Below are 23,124 nucleotides of genomic sequence, written 5' to 3' on the forward strand. Positions count from 1 at the left end.
GTTATTGACCAAGCTCCCGATGAAGCGCTCGACGCCGGCTCTTTATGTAGGGGTCGCCTTCGTCGTCGCGGTATTCGCGTTTGATTTCGTTCTTGTCCATGCGCAGGCCGCGCAGCCACAAGAAGCGCTGGATGAAATAGTCGGCAACGCTGGGCACGATCTGCGAGGCGGCCATCAAGGCCAGCAGATGCGAGTGCGACATTGCCGTATTGCCGAGATGGACCGGCAAGGAAAACGTCCATGCGGGCGCAAGCTGCCGCAGGCAGGCCTCGATGGCCTCTGCGAACAGAAGCAGCAGGATCATGAACTGGATGATCGTGAGCACGCTGTCCCACACGAGGCGCAGACTGAACATCTGCTTCAATCCATTGATCGGGTTCAGCCGCTTGAGGTCGGGCACGACGCGCTTGAATGCGAGCAGGCCGCGCGTTTGCACCAGTTCGGGCACCAGCACCGCGAGTGCGCCGACACCGAGCGTCGTCAGCACCGGCGCAATGAAAGCGTAAAGCGCGCCGCCCGTCGACGCGAGCAGATCGCCGAATTCGCGCGATGCGTCCAGCGTCGTCACGTGCACGATCAGGCGGCTGCCGAGTGCGTACAGATGCGGACCCTCGATAAACAGATACAGCCACCAGCACAGGCCACTGAAGGCCACCGTCACATGCGTGCTCTTCGTGATCTGGCCGTCCATCCGCGCGCGGCGGATCCGCTTGGGAGTTGGCGCTTCGGTCTTGTCGCTCATCGCAGATGGATCACATGATCGAAAGCGACGCGCAACTGCTCGAACAACGCGGGCACGCTGAGCACGGCGGCGAAGGTCAGAACCGCGGCTTTCACGGTGCGCGCGTTCGCAAACGGATTGAGCCGCTTCGCATGCCGTGACATGAGCCCGAACGCTACGTCGACAAGCAACAGGAGGCCGAGCAACGGGCTCGCAAGCCGCACGCCTTCGGTCAGCGTGTCGGGCAGATTGCGCAGCGCCAGTTGCCGGAACACATCGAGCAGGTCGGTGCGCCATTGCCCGGGAGGCCATAGCACCCACGCATCCGTGAAGAAGCCGAACAGCAGCGGCAAACCCGGACCTGTAAACAGCATCAACGCGGCGAACCGCAGAAACAGTTGTTCGAACAACGCCGCTTCCTGCTGGAAGTGCGGGTCGTACATCGCAGCGCTCCCATAGCCGCCCTGCTGATCGAGTATCGCGCCGGCGGCGCCGGCGGCATGGAAGATCGTGCCAAGCAGCAGGCCGAGCACGGCACCGGTCGCGACTTCGACGATCATCGCCAGCAACAGGTTCGGCGGGCAACCGACCTGCTGCGGCAGCATGGCAACGGCGAACATGATCGGCAGGCGCAACTTGGTTCCTAGCGAGTCGCTCTGGCCGAAGGGAATCATGCGAAGCGCGACGGCCGGCCGGATCGTGCAGAACGCAAAGCCTTCGAGATAAGGGATATATTCCATGCTCAATGCAAGCGCCCTGCCGCGATATAGGTGAACACGTGCGCGAGGAAGCGCGCGAGTTCGCGGTTCGCCCATGGCGCGGTGACGATCAGCACGAAGCCGACGCAGATGATCTTCGCGCCATAGGGCAGGCTCTGGTCCTGGATCTGCGTGATCGACTGCAATAGCCCGATCAGCAGGCCGATAACGGTAGCCACGGCGAGCGCGGGCAACGACAACCAGAACACCAGCATCAACGCGTCGCTGGACAAGGTGGGGAGAGACGGCAGGCCGTTCATTTTGCATAGCCGACGATAAGGCTGTGCATGAGCTTCGACATACCCGACGCCGACACGAACATGAACAGCTTGAGTGGAATCGACACCGTCGTCGGCGAGAGCATCATCATGCCCATCGCACTCAGCACATTGGCGACCACCAGATCCACCACCAGAAATGCGATGTAGAGCAGGAAGCCCGCCTCGAAGCCGCTCGATATCTCGCTGATCATGAATGCCGGAATCAGCAGCTGCAAATCGGTTTCGCGCGCATCGCGCTCCGGATCGATCCGCTTCGCGGCGCTGACGAGAAACTGCCGCTCGTTGGGCCGCGAGTGCTTCAGCATGAAGTCGCCAAGCGGACCGCGCACGGCCCGCACGATTTCGACGGGGCGCGGCATGGAAGCCTGGCCGCCTTCGCCGGTATCGAGCGAGGCCTCGATCTTCGACACCGTCGGCGCCATGACCACCAGCGTCGCCGCGAGGGCGAGGCCGGAGATCACGAGATTGCTCGGCGCCTGCTGCACGCCGAGCGCCGAGCGCAGCAACGTCAGCACGATGCTGAATTTCGTGAACGACGTGGTCATCGTGACTGCGATTGGCAAAAGCCCCAGCATGAAAAACAGGAAGATGTTCTGTAGCGGATCGAACTGGTCATTCATGCCGGCAGATCCTCCTGCGTGAGCCGTGTGACGCGCACGCCTAGCGCACCTTCGATATCGATCAATTCGCCGCGCGCAAACGGAATGCCCTGGCATAGCAGCGTGACGTTGCGCTCGCGAGCCGGCAGCCGGAACGCGACGATCGACCCTTCGCGCAAATGCGCCAGTTCGGCCACCGACAACGACAACGTGCCGAGCACCGCTTCGAAGGCGAAAGTGATCGAGTCGATCGGCAACAGTTCACTGGTGACTTCGACGGGCGGGGTTTCATCAGTCATGACATGCTCTATCAAGGTGTACTCCTGAGTAAATTTCAAAAGGATCCGGCATGTTCCAATTCGTAATGGAACACGCAGGTAAGTCGAATGACGGTCGAACAGCAATGCATCACCCACCGCAATCCTGCGCAGCCGCGGCAGCGACAGCCACGGACCGGGCAGGCAAACCGGCAGGCGCACGTACAGGCGGTTCAGCAATGCTTCTCTGGAGGGCACGGGCGGCATGCGCAGTCGCAGCCAGGCATCGACCGCCGTGCTGCGCACTGAAAAATGGGCAGCCCGGCCGCTCGCCGTATGAGTGACGGCAAGGCCGTATGCGCCCTGCTCTGGCACGGCGTCGAACGCAACACTGGTCAGGTCGATCGTGAAACCGAACAGACCTTCGAGCGCGCACAGCCAGTCATTCAACGCGTCGGCGACATGCATGAGCGCAGCCTCGCCGCGTGCGTCGATCACCGACGGCGCGAGTTCCGGCAGCAGCGCGCCGGCGTCGCACCCGGCGCTGAACGGCGCCTGGCCCGCGAAACCGGACACCCGCAGCGGATAGGACGCGCGGCACGGCTCGAACTGCAGCGTGAAGCTGCGCGTGCCCACCGACACCGCGTGTGGACTGCCGAAGTGGCGGATCGCCAGGTTGGTGCGCTCGGCGTCCGCGAGCGCGACCGTTTCCATGTCGTGCCAGAGCGTCACACCGCCTCCCGCACGAATGAACGCCGGACGACACGGACTGAGCGCGGTTTGGGTGGCGATGACGTGGGCGATGTGGGCGATGTCGCTGACGTCGCTGACGTCGCTGATGTCACGGATGTCTGCGATGTCTGCAATGGCTGCATTGGCGAAGGCGAAGGCAACATCGGCGCTGCCAACGGCGCCGCGAGCACGGCCAACGTCTGCCGCACGCCCTGCTCGATCGTGTCGAGCGCCGTACGCCCCGAACCATCGGCGAAGTCGTATTCGCGCAGCACCGCCGCCACGCTGTCGCGGATGCCACGCTCCAGCGCGCGCAACTGCACTTTCAAACCGGCGTCGATCACACCGGACTCGGTTTCGACGACGCACGAGCGAGCCGGCAGTCCCGCATCGGCGAGCACGCTGCATAGCGGCGCGCCGAGGTCCTGCTCGAGGGCGGCGATCAGGCGCACCGCGTCATCGAACTCGGCCGGTGCCACGCGGACCGACACAAGCCGCTGCGACTGCGCGACCGTAATCGAGCGGCGCAATTGATGCTTCAACGCGGCCGACGGCGGCAGTTCGCCGACAATGTCGCTCACCGCGCCGAGCACGATCTGCGTGAGCCTCTCTTCGAGACGATGGGCGGCGAATGCCACCGCGCTCGTGCGTCCGACATGTTCGCGCAGCGCTGCCGCCGTGCCGGCCGCGTGGCCATGACGCCACGCGCGGCGCTTGAGTTCGCGCACCCGCGTGCCGAGGCGGCGGCGCTCGTGTGCCGCCTCCGCTGCACGGTCGGCATCGACTGCGCGCAGGCCGTCGAGCGACGCCAGTTCATGCGCGCTCAGATGTCCGTCCGATTCGATGCGCCAGGCACCCAGTCGACATATCAGCATGGATGCGCTCCCATCAGACGGCGCGCCTCGGCGACCAGTTCACGCGCTTCGGCGGAAGATAAATTGCTCACGCGATAACGCGACGCGGTTTCCGACATCTCGCGCGGCAAGCGCAGGCTCCACCAGAATGCATAGCGCGAGTCGGCGGTGGCTTCGAGCGCGAGTGCGAGGCCGACTGCCGTCATGTCGCGCCGGCTGAATAGCGACGGCGCCGGTTCGACGAGCAGATCGGCAGTCTGCGCACGCGGGTGCCGCTGAATCGCACCGAGCAGGCGCGGCGCAATCCCCGCCGCAAAGGCGGCACGAGCCTGCGCGGCGACCACGCGGCGCAGCGAAGGCGCGAACGCAAGTGCGGCGACGATCCGGCACAGCCGCGCGCAAGCCGGCCGCGGCCAGATCGGCAGCGCGGGCGGCACGTCGGCCAGCGCCACCTGAACCAGTTGCGGATAGCTGCCGAACAGAAAGGCATGCGCGATGCGCGCGGTACGTTCGTCGCGGATCGGCTTGCCGTGTTCGAGCCAGCTGTGATGCGCCCAATAGGCCGGCGCACAGGTGTAGGCGCGCCTCATGCCTCGCCTCCGGCGTGCCTGGCGCGCTCCGAACGCGCACTTGTGTCCGACACTTCGGCGCCCTTCTTCGGCTTGAACCATGTGCGCCTTCCCGAGCGCCACAGCCAGATCGAGCCGCTCATCAGCGCCACCAGCAAGGCCAGCACGCCCAGCATCGCCGTGGCACGCGACGGCGCATAGCCGGCGTTCTGCTCGCAAGTCGTCGCGGCGACCGCGCCCGCTGCACTGGCGACGCCGTCATCCGCCGCGCAGTCGGCGGGAAAGGTCAGCACCGGCGTGACCGCGACGAGCGTCAGCGATACGCGTGCCGGCGTCAGCCCTTCGACACCGCCCGCGACCAGCGCGCGAATCCGGTCGCGCATCGGTTCGAGGTTGTAGTCGCCGCGATAGCGCATCATCACGGAAGCCGACGGCAGCGTGTCCTGCGCCGGGTCCATGGGATCCTTTTCCGGCAGCACGATGTGCACGCGCGCCAGCAGCACGCCGTCCATTTTTTCGAGCGTCTCGGAGATTTCCTGCGAGAGCCCGTACACGTAGCGGACGCGGTCTTCCTCAGGGCTCGAAATGAGCCCCTGGCGGCTGAACAGTTCACCGAGATTCGGGTGGCCGCCGCGCGGCAGCGCATAAGCGCTCGCCAGTTCGGTGGCGACCACGGCATCGGCGTCGTCGACCGAGATGTTCCAGGTGCGGTCCGGGTTGCGCTCCTTGTAGCCATTGATGCCGTGATGGCTCAGCGCGGCGACGATATGGTTCGCCTGGTCCTCGTCCAGGCCTTCGAAAAGCGAGGTTCTGCAGCCGACGAGGAGAAGCAGCACCGGCAGCAGGATCAGGGCGCGGCGCATCATTTTTGCGTCAGATTGTCGATCGCGTGGCTGATCTTCTCCGCGACGTTCGTCACGAATTGCACCCGCACGGTGAAATTAATCATGTCGGCCTGCAAGTCCAGCATCTGCAGGGTCGATAAGCTGCCGGATGCGCGGTGATGCAGATGCTTGGTCACCTCGAGCTTCGATGCGTCGTAGCCATCCTGCACGTCGTTCAGCAAACGCTCGTACATCGGGTGTGCGTCGCCCGACCCGAGAGTGAGCTGGGGAGTGGCGGCAGGCATGGCGGACCATGCATCGACTGGCGCCGGCAACGGAGTAAAAGAATTGGTAGTCATGTCAATGGCCGCCTCGAATAGTTAGTCGTTCAATCGTTGAAAACAAAGCCGCACCGCGCGTAGTCTGTGCAGCACGCGCGGCACGGGTATAAGGCGCGCATTCGGGTAGCTTCAGCAACGCCGTTGCCATCGAAAACGCACTAGGATCCTCGTCGTTTGGCACCGCCATCAGCGTTCGTGTGCCGAGCGCGTAATGACCTTCAGCCAACTGGCACGCACCCAGCCATGCGCATGCCACCGAGTTGTCCGGCGCGAGATCCACCGCCCGACCGAGCAGCCGGGAGGCAGCGCGATAGTTCGCCTGATTGAGTTCCACCAAGCCAAGCCCGATATACGGGAAGGCGCGCTGCGGATACAACAATCCCAATCGCCCGAACAGAAAGCGCGCCTCGTCGAAACATCGATGAGCACAGGCATAGTGGCCAATCGAAATGAGTAGTTGCAACGTGTCGTCCTGCATCTGCAATAGCTCCGGAAGACGCCGCGAGGGCGCCTTCGCACCGCTTTTTTAGGAGGTCTTAAGTGCGCCCGCGGCCTCAGTTGCCACGTGACCAGCGTCCGAGATCATGTTGATAGCCAGCGAATGAGTTGTCTGGACGTCCGACAATGCCGCCTGCGCGTCCATCATGGAGGCAGGACCCGGAGCGCCGCCTTGTCCGCCTTGCGCGCCTTGTCCACCTTGCGCGCCCTGCCCGCCCGCCTGCGTCGCTTGTTGCGAATCGGCTTTAGCCGCGTTCGCCGCTGAATTAAACTTATCGACTGACTTCAGATAAAGCTCCTTGACTAGGTTTTTAACGCTGTCGACCTTAAAGTCGCCGCTAAAAGAACCGTCCCCACCACCGCCATTGCGGTTAAATACCGAGTTGACGCCACCGCCGCCTGCGGTGTGGGGATTGATACCCGGGTTCGGTTGGACCAGCGGATTTACACCATTCATGATTTCTCTTCCTTAAGGTTGTCGCGCGCATTTGCGAAGTTCACACTTCGCTCCACAACTTGCCGAGCCGCGCGCAAACACTCGACAAGCAAAACCAGTTCTTTTTGCAACTCCCGTGAAGCAGTTGGCATTGCGCTGTTCAGGCAGCCGATCTCATGCGTCAGGCGGGCGACGAGTTCTTCTCGACCGGCCCCTCCGGGTTCAGCGAGCCTCTCCTCGATAGAAAGCTCGCCAAATGAACCCGGCGTACTTCTAACGGCATCTTTCCGTGTCATGGGCGGTACTCATAAAAAATTCGTAGATCGAACCATCGTCGAGCGTCACCTCTGCCGCACAGGCCGAGATCCGCGTGATTCTCCCGACAGGCAATCGCGCACCGGCGAAATAGCGCTGACCTTGTGCATCGGTCAGCCAGGCCGCGTGACTGCCGGCGAGAAGATTCATTCCCAGTGCCTCGAGAGGCACGCGCACCTTTCCACCCTCCAGCGAGTGGCCGGGGAACGTGAGCTCGCGCAGCCCTTCGATCTCGGCGCGCGCCAGCCTCGCGACACGTGCGTAGTCCCACGACTCAGGCGACACGAACCCCGGCGCGCCAGGCAGTACCACGGTGAACGCACCCGGCTCGGCGGCCCGCACCTCGGCGCCGCGGTAATAGCGCGCGAGAAAATCGCCGACCTGGTCCTGCAATTGCGAAAGCACGATCACGCGCATGACCGGCGCCCGCTGCCGTGACCACGCCCGCGCGGTCAGCGCGGACAGATCCGCGGGCGACTGCACGTAGCCCTCGTAGACGAGCGCGCCGGACTTCGGATCGGGATGCGTCTTAACCAGCCGGAACGTGTCGTCGATGCGCGGTGCGTGCGGCCTGCCCGTCATCGGATTCGACGTGATCCACGCAAGCAGCGCGAAGGCGACCGGCGCCGCAAAGACCGTCGCCTTCGCAACGGGCGACGCGTCGGACCAGCGTTTCGCGCAATAGGCGAGCGGCGCATGGCGCAATAGATAGGCGCGCTCGGCGTCGCCCGCCATCGTCGGAGTCGGCTCATCGCGGCCGCCGAACTGGAAGGTGACCGCACCCGCCGAAAACCACGCGCCGCGCCGCAACAGCACGCGCCGCCCCGGCGCCAGTCGCCGGCCGAACACCGTCACGCCCGGCTGGTGCGCGACCAGCCCGAGCGCCGCGCCGCGCAGCTCGACGGTGGCGTGCAGCGGCTCGACCCCTTCGTCGATCACCATCAGATCGGCGTCGCCGCCGCTGCCGATCCGCAGCGGCCTATCGGCGGACAGCGCGATGCTGGCACCGGTATGCACGCCGTCTTTCACGAGGATCATTGCGTCAGCGGTCATTGCGGTCCTCCCAAGGCATCTTGCGTGTCGATTGCCATGCGGGCAGAGGCGGCGGCGAAGGCAATGGCGTGACTGGCAGAGGCGCGGTCGAAGGAGCACCCCGCGACGGCGACCGCAGCGCGGCAGCAACCGCCGGTGGGATATTGGTGGCCGCCGGGAGCGGGGGCATCGTCGCTTGTGCCGCTTGTGCCGCTTGTGCCGCTTGTGCCGCTTGTGCCGCTTGTGCCGCTTGTGTCGCTTGTGTCGCTTGTGTCGCTTGTGTCGCTTGTGTCGCTTGTGTCGCTTGTGTCGCTTGTGTCGCTTGTGTCGCTTGTGTCGCTTGTGTCGCTTGCGCCGCTTGCGCCGCTTGCGCCGCTTGTGCGGCTTGCGCGAGCGAACCCGATTCGGCACTCGGGGCGCCGGGCAAACCGGAGCCCGGTGCAAAGACCGCCCCCACTCCTGCGGGCGCCACAGCCGGCCCCGCCATGACCGCCCCGCCCGCCGCCTCGCCGGTGCCAGCCGCACGCTTGAGGCGCGGTGTGATCAGGATCAAACGTTCGAGACGCTGCCGGGTCGTCTGGGTGTCGCGAAACAGCGCGCCGACGTAGGGCACGTCGCCGAGCACCGGCACTTTCGACGTGCTGCTTTCGCTGCGCTCGTATTGATACCCGCCGACCAGCAGACTCTCGCCGTCGCGCACGATCGCCTGAGTGACGATGGAGTGGTTGTCGACCTTCGGAATGCCGTCGACCGACATCGATGTATTGAACGCGCCGTCATCGATCTGGATGTTGAGCCGGATATTGCGGCGCGGATCAGCGGCCGATTCGACGCTCGGCGTTACCTTCAGCGTGAGACCGGTATCGATGTTGTACAGATCGACGTCCTGGTTGCCCGCCACCCGCACATAGACCGAGCTGTGCGAAGTCAGCACCGCTTCCATGTTGTTCAGCGTGAGGACTTGCGGGCTCGACAGCACGCGTGCCTGGCCGGCGTCTTCCAGCGCGTGAATCTGCGCGAACAGGTACTGCGCCGAGTTGCCGACCAGGGTGGCGAGATTCAGTCCGGACGCCACGCCCGCCGCTGTCGCAAGCGCCGGCGCTCCGAAGCTCAACGGCGCGTTGATGGTGCCGGAGGACCCGCTGATACGCCCGTTCGAACCGCCCCATGCCACGCCGAGCGAACGCGCCGCTCTCGACGACACGTCGATCACGACAGCGTCGATCTCGACCAGCTCCTGCGGCTGGTCGAGCATCGCGATGGCGCGCTCGTAGTTCGGCATCATCGACGCGAGGTCGTTGATCACCACCGAGTTGGTGCGCGGGTCGGCAATGATGTTGCGTCGCGCGGGCGTCACGCTGGGCTGATCGGTCCGGCTCGTCTCAGTCGTTGCCGTATCGGGCAGCGGTGGTGGCGAGCTGTCGCCATCGGAAGGCGCGCCGCCGGCCAGTCCCAGGCCGCGCAGGCTCGGCAGCGGCGGCGGACCGCCGCGCGCGCTGCGGGCGTCGGCGCGAGCTTCGGCGCGCGAGCGGGCAGCGCGCGGCGCGGTGGCTTGCCAACTGTCGATCATGACCCGCCGCAACAGCGAGGCCACCCCGGGCACCACCTGGTCCTGCGAGCCCACCGAATAGTGCATGTCCTGCGCCTGCGCGTAGCGCAGCGGGAAAATGCGGATCTCGGTCTGATCGAACGACGGCTCAGCGGTACTCTGCTGCTGCGCCTTGTCGATCGCGTCAGCCACCGCATCGACAAAGGCCGACGGGCCGGCAACCCTCGCGGTCGTCGCCGAATACCGGATCGGCAGACGCGGGTCGTCCAGATCGAGGTTGCGCAGCAACGCCGCAACCGCTTCGCGGGTCATCGGCGCAAAAGGAATCACCCGGCTACGCACGCCGGCAGCGGTCGCGACATGCATCGACTTGCCGTCGAAATACCAGACCAGGCCGTAGGCCTCGACCAGCTGCATGAACACGTTGCCGGGCGTGTCGTCGAAACGGCCGTTGACCGCGCCCTTCACGTCACGGGCGATATTCGCGGACAGTCCTTCCACCGCCAGCACGTCACGCAGCATGTCCGGCAACGGCGTACCGTTCGCCGCATAGTGAATCGGCGCGCCGTGCCACGCAGGCGTGACGGCCTGAGCCTGGGAGACCTGCAGCACCGCCCACACCACCGCGAGCCGGCCAGCCATTTGAAACATGGCAACGCCAGTCACGCACGATGGCGAGGACTGCGGTCCACCTCCGCCCTTCTTATTGGGCGAATCATTGCGGCTCGTGATAAGCATCGAAATTTCCTGGCTACGTTGTATTGATTACGCCAGTGAAATTTAATAGCGCCGGCATCACGGATGGTCATATATATGCATGACTTCATCTGCCAATTTCAAATACCGCCATTCCAACCGCTCTTTATCTAGCGCGTGCAAATCCGGATCGCTGCACTCATGGCCTTTCAATTGATCTTATCCGGACTGCATATCTTGAAAATAGGACGACACTTCAGATAAACGTCATACATCTTTATGACCCAGTCGGAATATTGCGGGGAGAAGATTGACTAGCCGTCACTTGAATTCATCCGAAAATGAGAAACAACCCGCGCGACTCACATCGCAGATGCATTGCCATCTTGAAATGCATCAGGACATTTACCGCCGTCATGGAGGCTCCGCCTTCTCGAACTCCTACACGCGCACGCACATGCGGATGACCCAGTATTGCAACTTCACCCCGCAGCTCGCCAAGCCGCGGCAGCGCTCCGTCAGAATCAACGGGCTGGCCACCTGTCTTCGGCTCGAGGAGGTGTATTGGCGAATCATCGAAGAGATTGCGCGCCAGGAAGCGGTGACGGTGGGAAAACTGATTTCCAGATGGGCACTTGAAATTGATCTTACCCAGGAAGCCATCTGTAATTTCACGGGCTTTGTCAGAATAATCTGCGTCACCCAGTTGCTGGACAGAAAACATCCGATCGATTTGGATTTGATCGACCCGGATGTGTCAGTTGGTTAACCTGGATAAACCAGAGGAGGTCAATAGAAAACAACCAGATTTCATTTATGCACTTCTGCGCACCAGCGATCCGGAAGCGGGCGCATAAATTCCACACAATACAGCTGTCCGGCTTATATATTTCTTTTACTCGATTTAAGGATTCTGTGATGGAAGCGATCAATAATATCAGCAACACTCGGCAGTTCGATCTGAGTTCAATGGCGCAAGCGCTGGATGCCGGGGCGGCCGGCCGCACCCGTTCCAGTTCGGTCCAGATGTTTTCCACGGAGCACACCGAGGGTAGCCACGGGCCTGTGCAGCAGGACGACATGATGGGTATGCGCCGCCCTATGCACGCGGACCACGCGAACGGTGGCCATCATCACGCGAACGGTGCCCACCACGCTATGTCGCGCGACGCCGAGGCGGCTGCCCACGACCTTATGCCGCGGAACGCCGAGAGGGCTGCGGCGCTGGCTTCCGATGATGCGGCACTCGACGCAATCGCAGGACAGCAGACAATGGCGCCGCCGACCGGCGGCACCGACGCATCACAGAACGGCGCCGGCAACATGGCCGCACAACAACCTCAGGCTCCGTCGCCGGCGGGCGCCGCCGACGGAGCACAGAACGGAGCGTCGAATGCTATCGGCGAGCTCTTCCAGACCGTCATGAAGGGCCTTCAGGGACTTCTTTCCGCCGTCATCCCGGGCGCGGGGCAGGCGCTCGGCATGCTCTCGCCGCTGATGGGCATGCTCTCGCCGATGCTGGGTAAGCTCGGTACAGGCGGAACCGGCACCGCTTGACGCAGCGCTGAACGCAGCCGGCCGCCGCCACCCCGTCAACGTATCGCCGTGGACGCTCCCGGCGGCCGGCTGCCACCCGCCATTTGCACGCGCCCGCCCACGCTGTTTTCAATGCAATCCACGCTCCGGCAAAGCCGCCCCCGCTCCCGGCATAGCAAGCGTCGCGTCCGGCAATGACATAGACAACAGCAGTTGACCGCCCCCCCGGCGCCGTCCGGTAAACTACGCGCCCCACGCCCGCGCTCCCCGGATTCCAGCTTGAATCGTTACGCCCTGCTTCTCATTACCTCGATGCTGCTGGTCGGCACCAATGTCGGCATCGGTAAATCAATCGTCGAGTTCGTTCCCGTCCCCCTCTTCGCGCTGCTGCGCTTCGTGATCGCAATGGCGGTGCTGTGGCCGCTTCTGCGCGTAGCCAAACTGCGCCGCGTGAAGCGCGATGAATGGCTCAACCTGTTCCTGCAGGCCTTGTTCGGCACCTTCGGCTTTACCCTGCTGATGCTCGGCGGCGTGCAGCGCACCAGCGCCGTCGCGGCCGGCGTCATTACGAGCACGATCCCGGCTGTCGTCGCGTTGCTCTCGTGGCTGATTCTGAAAGAGCGACCGAACGGCCGGGCGCTCGCGTCGATCGCGCTCGCGATTGTCGGCGTGCTGGTCATCAATCTGGCGCACGTGGATCGCAACGTGGACGGCGAGAGCTCGCTCGCCGGCAACCTGATGGTCCTCGGCGCCGTATGCTGCGAGTCGCTCTACATCATCCTGTCGCGCCGCCTCACGCAGACGCTCGCGCCGGTCGACATCTGCGCCTACACCCATCTCTTCGGCCTGCTGCTGATGCTGCCGCTCGGCGCCGGCGCATGGCTCGAATTCGATTTTCGCGCGGTGCCGGTCAGCGTCTGGATGCTGGTGTTGTGGTACGGACTGTCCGCCAGCATCTTTTCGTTCTGGTTATGGATGAAGGGCATCCGCCATGTGCCGGGCAGTCTCGCGGGCGTGTTCAGCGCCGTGCTGCCGGTGGCGGCGGCGATTTACGGCATCCTGTTTCTGGGCGAGCGGCCCAGCTTCGCGCACGGCATCGCGCTCGCCTGCGTGGTCACGGGGATCGGGCTCGCGAGCCTGAAGCTCAAGCGGCTGCCGCCGATGGCCTCGTGAGCCCTGCCCGCCGCGATGCAGCAAATTTAGCCGACGCGTTACAATAGCGCGCCTGACGCGAGGCTCCTAAGGCCTCGGCTGGCTGTGCATCGCGCCGTGTGCGCCGTCCATGCCGGGTTTGCTTGCCGGGTTTGCGTGCCTGACTGGCGTGCATATCGCGTAGTGCGCCTGCCGGCCCGGCGCATTCTGGCCCGTGTTCCGTCACCTGCGTCTCATCCGACTCTTGCCCATGTCCGCTCCGCGAACCGACTCCGCCCAACAGCGCCGCCCCATGCGCCCGCTGCCCGCCATCATCTTCATGAGCCGCTGGCTGCAGGTGCCGCTTTATCTGGGCCTGATCGTCGCGCAAGCCGTCTACGTCGTCCTCTTCCTCAAGGAAGTCTGGCACCTCGTCACGGCATCCCTGACGCTCGACGAAACCAACATCATGCTGGTCGTGCTCGGCCTGATCGACGTGGTCATGATCTCGAACCTGCTGATCATGGTGATCATCGGCGGGTATGAAACATTCGTGTCGCGCCTCGGCGTGGAGGGTCATCCGGACGAACCGGAATGGCTCGACCATGTGAACGCGGGCGTGCTCAAAGTCAAATTGTCGATGGCGCTGATCAGCATCTCGTCGATCCATCTGCTGAAGACCTTCATCAGCCCCGACCAGAATTCGACGCATACGATCATGTGGCAGGTGATCATCCACGTGGCGTTCCTCGTCTCCGCAGTCGTGATGGCGCTGGTCGACCGCCTCACCACGCATACGCATCCCAAGCATTTCGAAGAGCCCACGGTGCTGCACGCCGTGGGTGCCGCTAAAGGTTCCACTCCCCTGAAGGCGCACGACTGATCCGCCCTGCCCGGCGTGTCCGACAACAAGCGCCCCTGTCTCCACTGAGCTAGCCATGACCGTCATCAAACAGGAAGATCTGATTCAGAGCATTGCTGATTCGCTTCAGTACATCAGCTATTACCATCCGCTCGACTATATCCAGGCCTTGGGCCGCGCCTACGAGCTCGAACAGAGCCCGGCGGCGAAAGACGCCATTGCGCAGATTCTCACCAACAGCCGCATGTGCGCCGAAGGCAAGCGCCCGATCTGCCAGGACACCGGCATCGTCACGGTGTTCGTGAAGGTCGGCATGGACGTGCGTTGGGACGGCGCGACGATGGGCGTCACCGACATGATCAACGAAGGCGTGCGCCGCGGTTATCTGAACCCGGACAACGTGCTGCGCGCGTCGATCGTGAGCCCGCCCGAAGGCGGCCGCAAGAACACGAAAGACAACACGCCGGCCGTGATCCACTACGAGATCGTGCCGGGCGACAAGGTCGACGTGCAGGTCGCGGCCAAGGGCGGCGGCTCGGAAAACAAGTCGAAGTTCGCGATGCTGAATCCGTCGGATTCGATCGTCGACTGGATTTTGAAGACCGTGCCGACCATGGGCGCGGGCTGGTGCCCGCCGGGCATGCTCGGCATCGGTATCGGCGGCACCGCTGAGAAAGCGATGGTGATGGCGAAGGAATCGCTGATGGATCCGATCGACATTCAGGACGTGATCGCACGCGGCCCGAAGGACTGGATCGAAGAATTGCGCGTGGAATTGCACGAGAAGGTCAACGCGCTCGGTATCGGCGCACAGGGTCTCGGCGGTCTCGCCACCGTGCTCGACGTGAAGATCATGGCCGCGCCGACGCACGCCGCGTCCAAGCCGATCGCGATCATCCCGAACTGCGCGGCCACCCGTCACGCGCACTTCACGCTGGACGGCTCAGGCGCCGCCAAACTCGAAGCGCCGTCGCTCGACGCATGGCCGAACGTGCATTGGCAGCCGGACACGGAGAAGAGCAAGCGCGTCGACCTGAACACGCTCACGCCGGAAGAAGTCGCCGCGTGGACGCCGGGCCAGACGCTGCTCCTGTCGGGCAAGATGTTGACGGGCCGCGACGCGGCCCACAAGCGCATTGCCGACATGCTGGCGAAGGGCGAAAAGCTGCCCGTCGACTTCACGAACCGCGTTATTTACTACGTCGGCCCGGTCGATCCGGTGCGCGATGAAGCCGTCGGCCCCGCAGGCCCGACCACGGCAACGCGCATGGACAAGTTCACCGAGACGATGCTGGCGCAAACCGGCCTGATTTCGATGATCGGCAAAGCCGAGCGCGGCCCGGTCGCGATCGAAGCGATCAAGAAGCACAAGGCCGCTTATCTGATGGCCGTGGGCGGCGCAGCGTACCTCGTGTCCAAAGCGATTCGCAGCGCGAAAGTGCTCGCGTTCGAAGACCTCGGCATGGAAGCGATCTACGAGTTCGACGTGCAGGATATGCCGGTCACGGTGGCCGTCGATTCGAACGGCACCTCCGTGCACCAGACCGGCCCGAAGGAATGGCAAGCCAAGATCGGCAAGATTCCGGTCGCGACGGTTTGATTCGCCGCTAACGCCTGTCACGTATGTCAAAAAGCCGGGACTGCGGTCCCGGCTTTTTTGTTGCCGCGCGCAACGCGACACGCGACACCTGAAACAATGTCAAAAGATATGTCTGTTCCCTTGGCTTTTTCAGGTATGGCGTTTATTGTTGTTGAAAATTCAAAGTCCCACAAAGGAAATACCATGCAAGGCGACAAGAAAGTTATCGAGTACCTGAACTCGCAACTGAAGAACGAACTGACTGCGATCAACCAGTACTTTCTGCACGCGCGGATGTATAAGCACTGGGGCCTCGAGAAACTCGGCAAGCATGAATACGACGAATCGATCGGCGAAATGAAGCATGCCGACTGGCTGATCGAACGCATTTTCATGCTCGACGGTCTGCCGAACCTGCAAGACCTGCACAAGCTGCTGATCGGTGAGGAAACGAAAGAGATCCTCGAATGCGATCTGAAGCTCGAACAGATTTCGCAGAGCACCTGCAAGGAAGCGATCGTGTATTGCGAATCGGTTCGTGATTTCATCTCGCGCGAAATCTTCACGAAAATTCTCGACGACACCGAAGAACATATCGACTGGCTCGAAACCCAGATCGACCTGATCGACAAGGTCGGGATCCAGAACTATCAGCAATCCGCAATGGGTTCGGTCGAGTCCTGATCGCGCTACGGCGCAGCCGCCCACATCCCGCACGCGCCCCGTTCATGGGTCGGCCCGTTCGCAACGGAGCGGGTACTGGCGGCGGTGCGCTTGGTGGACGACCGGCGGAAGTGCTCTGGGGAGGCGCCCTGAATGACGTCCCCGTGGGATGTCCTGACGAAGTGCTTCCGGATAGCGCGCCGAACAGCGTCTCTAATGGGGAGTTCTGCACGAACTCCTCCCCGAGAGGCGCCGCACGGCAAGTCCCACTAGGGCACGCCGCGCGGGCGCTATACTTGCGCACCTTTCCAGGCTTTCCTTGAGCGCCGTGCCGCACGCATCCTCTTCGCCTATGCCCGCAGAATCACCGTCTACGACAACAGAGATGTTCACGTCTGGCGCCGGATCGCGCGCACCGGTCGGCATTTTCGATTCGGGTCTCGGCGGCTTGTCGGTATTGCGGGCGGTGCGCGCACAACTGCCTGACGAGGCAATCCTGTACGCCGCCGACTCGCTCTACGCCCCCTACGGCGAGCGCGACGACGATTTCATCGCCGACCGCACGCTCGCAATCGGCGAATGGCTGGTCAAGCAAGGCGCGAAAGCCCTGGTGGTCGCCTGCAACACCGCAACCGCGCAGTCAATCGCGATGGTTCGCGAGAAGCTGCCTATTCCGCTGGTCGGCGTCGAACCCGGTATCAAACCCGCTGCATTGCAGTCGAAAACTCGCGTCGCGGGCGTGCTCGCCACCCAGGTGACGCTGCGCAGCGCGCGCTTCCAGACGCTGCTCGAACGCTACGCGGCCGATTGCCGCTTTCTTTGCCAGCCGGGCCACGGACTGGTGCAGGCGGTGGAACGCTGCGACGTCGGCTCCGCCGAACTGCGCGAACTGCTGCGCGGCTACCTGCAGCCTATGCTCGACGCGGGCGCGGACACGCTGGTGCTCGGCTGCACGCACTACGCGTTCCTCGACGCGGCGATTCGCGACATTGTCGGCGACCGGCTGGTGTTGATCGACACGAGCGTCGCGATTGCGCGCCAGTTGGAACGGGTGCTGGATCAACACGGCCTGCGCGCGGCGCCGGCAAGCACGGGCGCTGTTCTGCCCCGCTTTTATTCCACCGGGGACGGCTCGCATCAGCAGCAACTGGCAGCCAGCCTGCTACATATCGACGCGACAGTCGAACAGGTGTCGATTCCCTCGCGGCGCACCGCAGCTCCGAACTCCCAAGCCGCCTGAACGCCTGACCCACGCGGTTTTTTGCCGCGCCGACACGCGCTTTTACAGGAGCGCTGCGAACTCCCGCGCGCCTTTCCAATGGCTTTGGGAGTGACTTTGGGGCGCCTGTTGGAGAGACCGCTCGGAGGCGCCGTGGGAGCGCCTTTGGGACGCCTTTAGGCCGCCTTGACGCCCCCTTTTCGCCCCAACGGCCACCCGCCGCCCGATTTCGTCCTTTAGACGAAACCCTTCTAAGAGTCTGGTTTTGTTACAAAAAATTGGCCAGGACGCTTGCCAAACGGCTTAAACATAATGATAATAATTCGCATTAACGTTAGCTATGACGCCTGCCATGATTGTCTGTGTCTGCAAGTCCGTTTCTGACCGAAAGATCCGTGCCTCGATCGCGGAAGGCGTCGATTCGTTCGACGAGTTGCAGTTCGAACTCGGCGTCGCTTCCTGCTGTGGAAAATGCGCGGAGTCCGTCCGCGACGTCATGATGCAGAGCGGCGTATGCGCGAGCCGCTGTGGTTTCGAGCATAATCCCCAGGCTGTCCCGCTGACGTTCTACGAACGCAAGGCCGCCTGAGACCGAGTATCAAGGCGCGGCTGACGCCGCGCCTCGGGTGCCTGCCGCCCACTGCCGCTCTTCGCTGTTCAAGCGTTATCCCACTGCCGTCAGCAAGCCAGTATTCGTACCAGCCAGCTACCCGCTCACCCCTCATAGGAGTTTGAGATGGAATTGCTGATTGGTTTCGTGACTACTTTGTTCATTTCGCTGCTGATTTTTCGAACATGACGACGTCTTGTCTGACGCGCTGCATTCACAGCGCGCCGCCACGCTGATATGCCGGCCTCGCATACCGTTTCAGCCGGCGCCATGCCGGCTTCGTCCACCCGACCGAACTCCCGCGTCCTGACAGCCACCGCACTGGTTGCAGCGATTCACGTCGCGCTGCTGGCCGTGGTGATGACCTTGCGGCACGACCCTGTTCAACCGGTCCTCGAATCGCGCGTGATGACCGCGCAGTTGCTGCCGCCGGCGCCGGTTGCCACGCCCGTTGCGATACAGTCGATCGCGCCGCCTACGCCGACGCCGCCGGTTCGCACCAAGCCGAAGGTCCAGCCGAAGCCGGCTCCGACGCCCAAGCCGACGCCGACGCCTTTACCGGTGGCCGCCGCGCCCTCGCCGACACCCGTCGCCGCACCCGCTCCCGCGCCGGCCGCACCTGCCGCCCCGCCCGCTCCTGCCGCGCCGGCCGCGCCGGCCGTTAGCCGTCAGACGATAGAGGTCAGCGCGCCCAAGAACGTCTCGCACCTTAATTGCGAACTGGTGAAGCCTGATTACCCACCGCTATCCAGGCGGCGTGGTGAAACCGGCACCGCCACCGTGCGGTTCGTGGTCGGCCTGACGGGCAAGCTGGAAGACATCCAGCTACAACAGAGCAGCGGCTTCAGCCGTCTCGACGACGCCGCGCTCGCCGCCGTGCACGCGACTACCTGCAAGCCATTTCTCGAGAACGGCCAGCCAATTCGAGCCGCTTACACCCGGCCTTACAACTTCAGTCTGAGCGACTGAAGCAGATTTCAAAAAAAGGAATTGCAATGCAAAACTACGGACTGGCGCACGTCTGGGCGCAAGGGGATTTCGTGACGCGCGGCATCGCGCTCGCGCTGCTGATCATGTCGGTCATGTCGTGGAGCGTGATCGTGATCAAGGGCTGGAATGTGATGCGCCTGAAGCGCCTCACGAAGAACGCCGAACAGGCGTTCTGGCACTCGGATGATCTCGCCGACGGCGTCAAGAAACTCGGCGCCGGCTCGTCGACCCCGCAGGACAATCCGTTCCTCGCACTGGCGCTGTCGGGTCAGGAAGCGGCCGATCACCATCATCAGACACAGCCGCATCTGCACGACCGCATGGACGTGTCGGATTGGATCACGCGCTGCCTGAAGGACACGATGGACGAAAGCGTCGCCCGCATGCAGAGCGGTCTCGCGATTCTCGCGTCGATCGGCAGCACGGCGCCGTTCGTCGGTCTGTTCGGCACGGTGTGGGGCATCTATCACGCGCTGCTGGCGATTGGCGCGAGTGGTCAGTCGTCGATCGATCAGGTCGCCGGCCCTGTTGGCGAAGCGTTGATCATGACCGCGTTCGGCCTTTTCGTCGCGATTCCGGCAGTGCTTGGCTACAACGCACTGACGCGCGCCAACAAGGCGGTGGTGGCCAAATTGAGCCGCTTTGCGCACGGTCTGCACGCATTCTTCGTGACGGGCGCGCGACTGTCGTCGTCCAAGCGCGGTGACGGCCTGCGGCTCGCCACGCGCACGAACTGATCAGCGAGGCAATCCAATGGCAATGAGCCCCTTCGCCGCGGACGATGACGACGGCCTGATGAACGAAATCAACATGACGCCGCTCGTCGACGTGATGTTGGTTCTCCTGATCGTCTTCATGGTGACGATTCCTGTGATTCGTCATGCGGTCAAGATCGATCTGCCGCATGCAAGCAGCCAGAAAGAAGACACCAAGCCCGCGCAGGTGACCGTCGCGGTCGACGCCGACGGCAACGTCATGTGGGACGACAAAAAGGTGGATGACACCGCACTGCGCGCGAAAATTGCAGAGGCCGCGCAAGCGAACCCGCAACCCGAACTGCATCTCGACGCGGACCGCAAGGTTCCGTACGAAAAAGTGGCGGAAGTGATGTCGGCGGCACAGGCCGGCGGCCTGACCAAGATCGGCTTCGTGACCCAACCGAAAGCGAAGTAATGCGATAAAAGCCGTTTAAAAAAGGGCTGGAAAGTAAAAGGCCTTCATCGTCGGATGAAGGCCTTTTTTTGTGCGCACTCGGCGCCTTCGGGCGGCGGGATCATTTGCCATCGGTCGAAGATTGATAGCTACCTGAATCACCGCATGCGACAGCCGTGATCGACACGGACAGCGCGGTCAGCCCTATCAGGCCCGCTATGATAGCGGCCATGAGTTTTCGCATAAGAGACTCCTTAGCGAAGGGATTTCACTATAGGCCCGGGAGCGCGCGCATTCAAGCAAACGGCCATTGAAAGTACTCATGACAGGCCGCGCTTAAATGCTAAAAGCGATGTTGTCGCGCGTGAGAAGTGCTATGGGGAAATCGCGAACGAAGACTGCGCGGCAGCGGCCTTTTCCTCGCGCGCGGGACACTCGCCCATGATGTGTTTGCCGTCGTCGGGATCGAGCATCTCGACCAGATAATCGACAAACGCGCGCACCGCCGGCACCATCCCCTGCCGCGACACGAATACGGCGTACAACTGCGGCGTCGGGAAGGTCCAACCCGGCATGACTGGCGACAATTGCCCCGCTCGCAACGCGGCGCCATACATCATCTCCGGCAACGCGGCGATACCGACACCACCGAGCACCGCTTCGCGAATCGTCATCAGATCCGCGGTGACGAGGCGCGGCTCGTGTTCGTGCGCGTGTCGCGTGCCGTCGGGCGCGATCAGGTTGTAGACGTGGCGTCCGTCGCCGGTCGGCACGTCGAGCGTTTCGAAGCGGTTCAGATCGGCCGGCAGCAACGGCGGCGCATTCTGTTGCAACAGGCTCGGCGCGCCGACCAGCATCTGCTGCGTGCGCCACAGCGGCCGCACCACGATGTTGGCGTTCTCCGGCGGATCGGAGCGCACCCGCAGTGCGACGTCGATCGAATCCTCGAACAGATCGATCACGCGGTTCGTCACGCGCATGACCACACGCACTTCCGGATAACGATGCATGAACTCAGGCAGGATCTGCGACAGAATCGTCTGCGAAATCGTGACCGGCACGCTGACGCGCACTGTGCCGCGCGGCGATGAGCGCAGTTGCTGAACGACGTTGACGGCCGCCTGCGCCTCGCTCAGCATCGCCTGACAATGCTGATAGAACAGTTGCCCGGCTTCGGTCAGCGCCAGCTTGCGCGTGGATCGCTGCAGCAGGCGCACGCCGAGCGACGCTTCGAGCTCGGTCAGCCGGCGCGACAGCCGCGACTTGGAGATGCCGAGCACGCGTTCGGCGGCAGAAAAACCGCCATGTTCGACGACCTGCGAAAAATACATCAGGTCGTTCAGGTTGTGTGAATCGATCTTCATCTCATCGTTCCAGTAATAGAACAATCCATTGCGCGAGGGCGGCTGGCACCCCGGAAAACGGTCCCTATAATAGCTCCATGTTTCAAAAATAACGCTATTCCCCATTTTTTGAGGTGACTTTTGATGAGCACGACCCGCACGATCGAACGCACGTTTCCCGCCGTTCGCACGACCGAGGGTGGCGGCTTTATCGTCCATCGCCCGTTTCCGACCCGCATGCTGATGGACTTCGATCCGTTCCTGCTGCTCGACGAAATGGGCCCGATCGACTACGCGCCGGGCGAGGCCAAAGGCGCGCCCGACCATCCGCACCGCGGCTTCGAAACGGTCACTTATGTGCTGGAGGGCCAGTTCGGCCACAAGGACTCGGCCGGCCATTCCGGCACCCTGCACGCCGGCGACGTGCAGTGGATGACCGCGGGCGCGGGGGTCGTGCACAGCGAGATGCCGGACCCGTCGTTCGTCCGCACAGGCGGGCGCGTGCACGGCTTGCAGTTGTGGGTGAATTTGCCGCGCCGCGACAAGATGATCGCGCCGCGCTACCAGGAAATGCCGTCGTCGAGCATTCCTGTGGCAACGTCCGCGGACGGCAAGGTGCGCGTCAAGGTGATCGCGGGCGAAGCGCTCGGCGTCAAGGCCGCGATCGAAACGCGCACGCCGATTCTGTATCAGCATTTCTCGCTGCAACCGGGCGCGACGATCCGGCAGCCGGTGCCCGCCGACTATCGCGTGTTTGCGTATAGCCTGTCGGGCAACGGGTTCTACGGCGAAGGCGAAGCGCGTCAGGAAATCGGTGCGCAGAAAATGGTCGTGTTCCAGAACGACGGTGACTCCGTGACGCTCACGGCCGGCGCGGAGCCGCTCGAAGTGCTGCTGCTCGGCGGCGTGCCGCTCAAGGAGCCGGTGGTGCGCTACGGTCCGTTCGTGATGAACACGGAAGACGAGATCCGCCAGGCCGTCGTCGATTACCAGGCCGGGCGCATGGGCGCGATCACGCATTGAGTCCCGGGCGCGCGAAGCACGCGTCGCCCGCGCCGCAACCCAAGGCGCGAAGGCCGGTAAATTCGTTCACAATAGCGATTCAGGCCGCGCGCCACGCCGTTGCGTCAAAACGGGCGGTGGCGCGCGGCGATTTCCGTCCCTGTTCAGGAGCGCGCATGGCAGAGCCCACCGTCACCGCCCACATCGGTTCGACGAATTTCCAGGTCCTTTTCGACGACGGCAAGCACACATGGCTTGCCGACGAGCCCGAGTCGCTCGGCGGCGGTGATCGCGGGCCGACACCCGTTTCGTTGTTGCTGTCGAGCCTCGGCGCGTGCACGTCGATCACGCTGAAAATGTACGCTCAGCGCAAGGAATGGCCGCTCGCCGACGTACGCGTGACGCTCTCGCTCGAAACCGGCGACGCGGGCACGACCATCGACCGCAAAATCGTGCTCGAAGGCGATCTGTCCGACGAGCAGCGGGAACGGCTCTTGCAAATTGCCAATCAGTGCCCGGTCCACAAGATCCTTACGCACTCGATCACGATCCGTTCAGGGCTCGCCGTCGCTTAA

The 23,124-nt window shown here is 63.3% G+C and carries 28 protein-coding genes; 13 read left to right on the forward strand and 15 right to left on the reverse strand.

The features are described from left to right. Nucleotide 1 precedes the first annotated feature (1 nt). The 14 genes from P0D68_RS14855 to sctC are packed head-to-tail and all read right to left on the reverse strand — an operon-like array spanning nucleotide 2 to nucleotide 10,417. Entirely contained in the window at nucleotides 2–742 is a 741-nt protein-coding gene (locus P0D68_RS14855) for an EscU/YscU/HrcU family type III secretion system export apparatus switch protein (protein ID WP_408296583.1), read from the reverse strand. After that, nucleotides 739–1,461 carry an EscT/YscT/HrcT family type III secretion system export apparatus protein gene (locus tag P0D68_RS14860; RefSeq protein WP_408296580.1) on the reverse strand — a complete coding sequence of 241 codons (723 nt, stop codon included), beginning with the start codon at nucleotides 1,459–1,461 and terminating at the stop codon, nucleotides 739–741. The genes P0D68_RS14855 and P0D68_RS14860 overlap by 4 nt, the downstream gene beginning before the upstream one ends. Nucleotides 1,462–1,463: 2 nt before the next feature. Continuing rightward, the gene (sctS, locus tag P0D68_RS14865; RefSeq protein WP_408185302.1) at nucleotides 1,464–1,739 is read right to left on the reverse strand and encodes a type III secretion system export apparatus subunit SctS; all 276 of its coding nucleotides are present in this window, start codon (nucleotides 1,737–1,739) and stop codon (nucleotides 1,464–1,466) included. Further along, nucleotides 1,736–2,380, reverse strand: coding sequence for a type III secretion system export apparatus subunit SctR (gene sctR, locus P0D68_RS14870; protein ID WP_408185303.1), 645 nt, complete (start codon nucleotides 2,378–2,380; stop codon nucleotides 1,736–1,738). The genes sctS and sctR overlap by 4 nt, the downstream gene beginning before the upstream one ends. Beyond that, nucleotides 2,377–3,348: a FliM/FliN family flagellar motor switch protein gene (locus tag P0D68_RS14875; protein ID WP_408296576.1), complete on the reverse strand. Its 972-nt coding sequence runs from the start codon at nucleotides 3,346–3,348 to the stop codon at nucleotides 2,377–2,379. The genes sctR and P0D68_RS14875 overlap by 4 nt, the downstream gene beginning before the upstream one ends. Further along, nucleotides 3,345–4,223, reverse strand: a complete 879-nt coding sequence (locus P0D68_RS14880; RefSeq protein WP_408296573.1) for a flagellar biosynthesis protein — start codon at nucleotides 4,221–4,223, stop codon at nucleotides 3,345–3,347. Before P0D68_RS14880 ends, P0D68_RS14875 begins: the two co-directional genes overlap by 4 nt. Then, nucleotides 4,217–4,792, reverse strand: a complete 576-nt coding sequence (locus tag P0D68_RS14885) for a hypothetical protein (RefSeq protein ID WP_091795585.1) — start codon at nucleotides 4,790–4,792, stop codon at nucleotides 4,217–4,219. The genes P0D68_RS14880 and P0D68_RS14885 overlap by 7 nt, the downstream gene beginning before the upstream one ends. Then, nucleotides 4,789–5,637: a type III secretion system inner membrane ring lipoprotein SctJ gene (gene sctJ / locus P0D68_RS14890; protein ID WP_408296570.1), complete on the reverse strand. Its 849-nt coding sequence runs from the start codon at nucleotides 5,635–5,637 to the stop codon at nucleotides 4,789–4,791. The genes P0D68_RS14885 and sctJ overlap by 4 nt, the downstream gene beginning before the upstream one ends. Beyond that, nucleotides 5,634–5,954, reverse strand: a complete 321-nt coding sequence (locus P0D68_RS14895; protein ID WP_143048315.1) for an EscF/YscF/HrpA family type III secretion system needle major subunit — start codon at nucleotides 5,952–5,954, stop codon at nucleotides 5,634–5,636. Before P0D68_RS14895 ends, sctJ begins: the two co-directional genes overlap by 4 nt. A 1-nt stretch (nucleotide 5,955) precedes the next feature. Further along, complete coding sequence (locus P0D68_RS14900) at nucleotides 5,956–6,414, reverse strand: tetratricopeptide repeat protein (protein ID WP_408296565.1); 459 nt, start codon at nucleotides 6,412–6,414, stop codon at nucleotides 5,956–5,958. Nucleotides 6,415–6,462: 48 nt separating this feature from the next. Then, nucleotides 6,463–6,891 (reverse strand): hypothetical protein, encoded by a 429-nt coding sequence (locus P0D68_RS14905; protein WP_408185309.1) that lies wholly within the window; start codon nucleotides 6,889–6,891, stop codon nucleotides 6,463–6,465. Next, nucleotides 6,888–7,166 carry a hypothetical protein gene (locus P0D68_RS14910; protein WP_408296562.1) on the reverse strand — a complete coding sequence of 93 codons (279 nt, stop codon included), beginning with the start codon at nucleotides 7,164–7,166 and terminating at the stop codon, nucleotides 6,888–6,890. The genes P0D68_RS14905 and P0D68_RS14910 overlap by 4 nt, the downstream gene beginning before the upstream one ends. Continuing rightward, nucleotides 7,144–8,238: an FHA domain-containing protein gene (locus P0D68_RS14915; protein WP_408296559.1), complete on the reverse strand. Its 1,095-nt coding sequence runs from the start codon at nucleotides 8,236–8,238 to the stop codon at nucleotides 7,144–7,146. The genes P0D68_RS14910 and P0D68_RS14915 overlap by 23 nt, the downstream gene beginning before the upstream one ends. Then, nucleotides 8,228–10,417 (reverse strand): type III secretion system outer membrane ring subunit SctC, encoded by a 2,190-nt coding sequence (gene sctC / locus P0D68_RS14920; protein WP_408468594.1) that lies wholly within the window; start codon nucleotides 10,415–10,417, stop codon nucleotides 8,228–8,230. Before sctC ends, P0D68_RS14915 begins: the two co-directional genes overlap by 11 nt. A 370-nt stretch (nucleotides 10,418–10,787) precedes the next feature. Here sctC and P0D68_RS14925 point away from each other — a divergent pair, with 370 nt between their 5' ends. From P0D68_RS14925 to P0D68_RS14975, 11 genes are all read left to right on the forward strand, one after another. Continuing rightward, nucleotides 10,788–11,231 (forward strand): ribbon-helix-helix domain-containing protein, encoded by a 444-nt coding sequence (locus P0D68_RS14925; protein ID WP_408296553.1) that lies wholly within the window; start codon nucleotides 10,788–10,790, stop codon nucleotides 11,229–11,231. Between the two features lie 149 nt (nucleotides 11,232–11,380). Then, nucleotides 11,381–12,019 (forward strand): hypothetical protein, encoded by a 639-nt coding sequence (locus tag P0D68_RS14930; RefSeq protein ID WP_091795609.1) that lies wholly within the window; start codon nucleotides 11,381–11,383, stop codon nucleotides 12,017–12,019. Nucleotides 12,020–12,277: 258 nt separating this feature from the next. Next, nucleotides 12,278–13,171 carry a DMT family transporter gene (locus P0D68_RS14935; protein ID WP_408296550.1) on the forward strand — a complete coding sequence of 298 codons (894 nt, stop codon included), beginning with the start codon at nucleotides 12,278–12,280 and terminating at the stop codon, nucleotides 13,169–13,171. A gap of 229 nt (nucleotides 13,172–13,400) precedes the next feature. After that, on the forward strand, nucleotides 13,401–14,012 hold the full coding sequence (locus P0D68_RS14940) for a TIGR00645 family protein (RefSeq protein ID WP_091795615.1): 612 nt from the start codon (nucleotides 13,401–13,403) through the stop codon (nucleotides 14,010–14,012). 55 nt (nucleotides 14,013–14,067) lie between these two features. Further along, nucleotides 14,068–15,591 (forward strand): fumarate hydratase, encoded by a 1,524-nt coding sequence (locus P0D68_RS14945; protein ID WP_091795618.1) that lies wholly within the window; start codon nucleotides 14,068–14,070, stop codon nucleotides 15,589–15,591. Between the two features lie 183 nt (nucleotides 15,592–15,774). Next, a complete protein-coding gene (bfr, locus tag P0D68_RS14950) occupies nucleotides 15,775–16,254 on the forward strand; it encodes a bacterioferritin (RefSeq protein WP_091795621.1) in 480 nt (159 codons plus the stop codon). Nucleotides 16,255–16,585: 331 nt separating this feature from the next. Further along, entirely contained in the window at nucleotides 16,586–17,473 is an 888-nt protein-coding gene (gene murI, locus P0D68_RS14955; RefSeq protein WP_408296545.1) for a glutamate racemase, read from the forward strand. Nucleotides 17,474–17,804: 331 nt separating this feature from the next. Next, complete coding sequence (locus P0D68_RS14960) at nucleotides 17,805–18,041, forward strand: (2Fe-2S)-binding protein (protein ID WP_091800666.1); 237 nt, start codon at nucleotides 17,805–17,807, stop codon at nucleotides 18,039–18,041. Nucleotides 18,042–18,299: 258 nt separating this feature from the next. Beyond that, nucleotides 18,300–19,031 carry an energy transducer TonB gene (locus tag P0D68_RS14965; RefSeq protein ID WP_408296543.1) on the forward strand — a complete coding sequence of 244 codons (732 nt, stop codon included), beginning with the start codon at nucleotides 18,300–18,302 and terminating at the stop codon, nucleotides 19,029–19,031. 26 nt (nucleotides 19,032–19,057) lie between these two features. Further along, nucleotides 19,058–19,789 (forward strand): MotA/TolQ/ExbB proton channel family protein, encoded by a 732-nt coding sequence (locus tag P0D68_RS14970; RefSeq protein ID WP_408296540.1) that lies wholly within the window; start codon nucleotides 19,058–19,060, stop codon nucleotides 19,787–19,789. Between the two features lie 16 nt (nucleotides 19,790–19,805). Continuing rightward, on the forward strand, nucleotides 19,806–20,225 hold the full coding sequence (locus tag P0D68_RS14975; RefSeq protein ID WP_091795633.1) for an ExbD/TolR family protein: 420 nt from the start codon (nucleotides 19,806–19,808) through the stop codon (nucleotides 20,223–20,225). Nucleotides 20,226–20,578: 353 nt separating this feature from the next. Here the strand turns inward: P0D68_RS14975 and P0D68_RS14980 are convergent, their stop codons facing one another. Next, nucleotides 20,579–21,568 (reverse strand): LysR family transcriptional regulator, encoded by a 990-nt coding sequence (locus P0D68_RS14980; protein ID WP_408296537.1) that lies wholly within the window; start codon nucleotides 21,566–21,568, stop codon nucleotides 20,579–20,581. 123 nt (nucleotides 21,569–21,691) lie between these two features. Between P0D68_RS14980 and P0D68_RS14985 the strand changes: the two genes are divergently transcribed. Together P0D68_RS14985 and P0D68_RS14990 are read left to right on the forward strand one after the other, a co-directional pair. Further along, a complete protein-coding gene (locus P0D68_RS14985) occupies nucleotides 21,692–22,570 on the forward strand; it encodes a pirin family protein (protein WP_408187004.1) in 879 nt (292 codons plus the stop codon). A 155-nt stretch (nucleotides 22,571–22,725) separates the two neighbouring features. Continuing rightward, nucleotides 22,726–23,124 (forward strand): OsmC family protein, encoded by a 399-nt coding sequence (locus P0D68_RS14990; RefSeq protein ID WP_091795642.1) that lies wholly within the window; start codon nucleotides 22,726–22,728, stop codon nucleotides 23,122–23,124.

The organism is Paraburkholderia sp. RL17-380-BIE-A, from assembly GCF_046028085.1.
GTDB lineage: Bacteria > Pseudomonadota > Gammaproteobacteria > Burkholderiales > Burkholderiaceae > Paraburkholderia.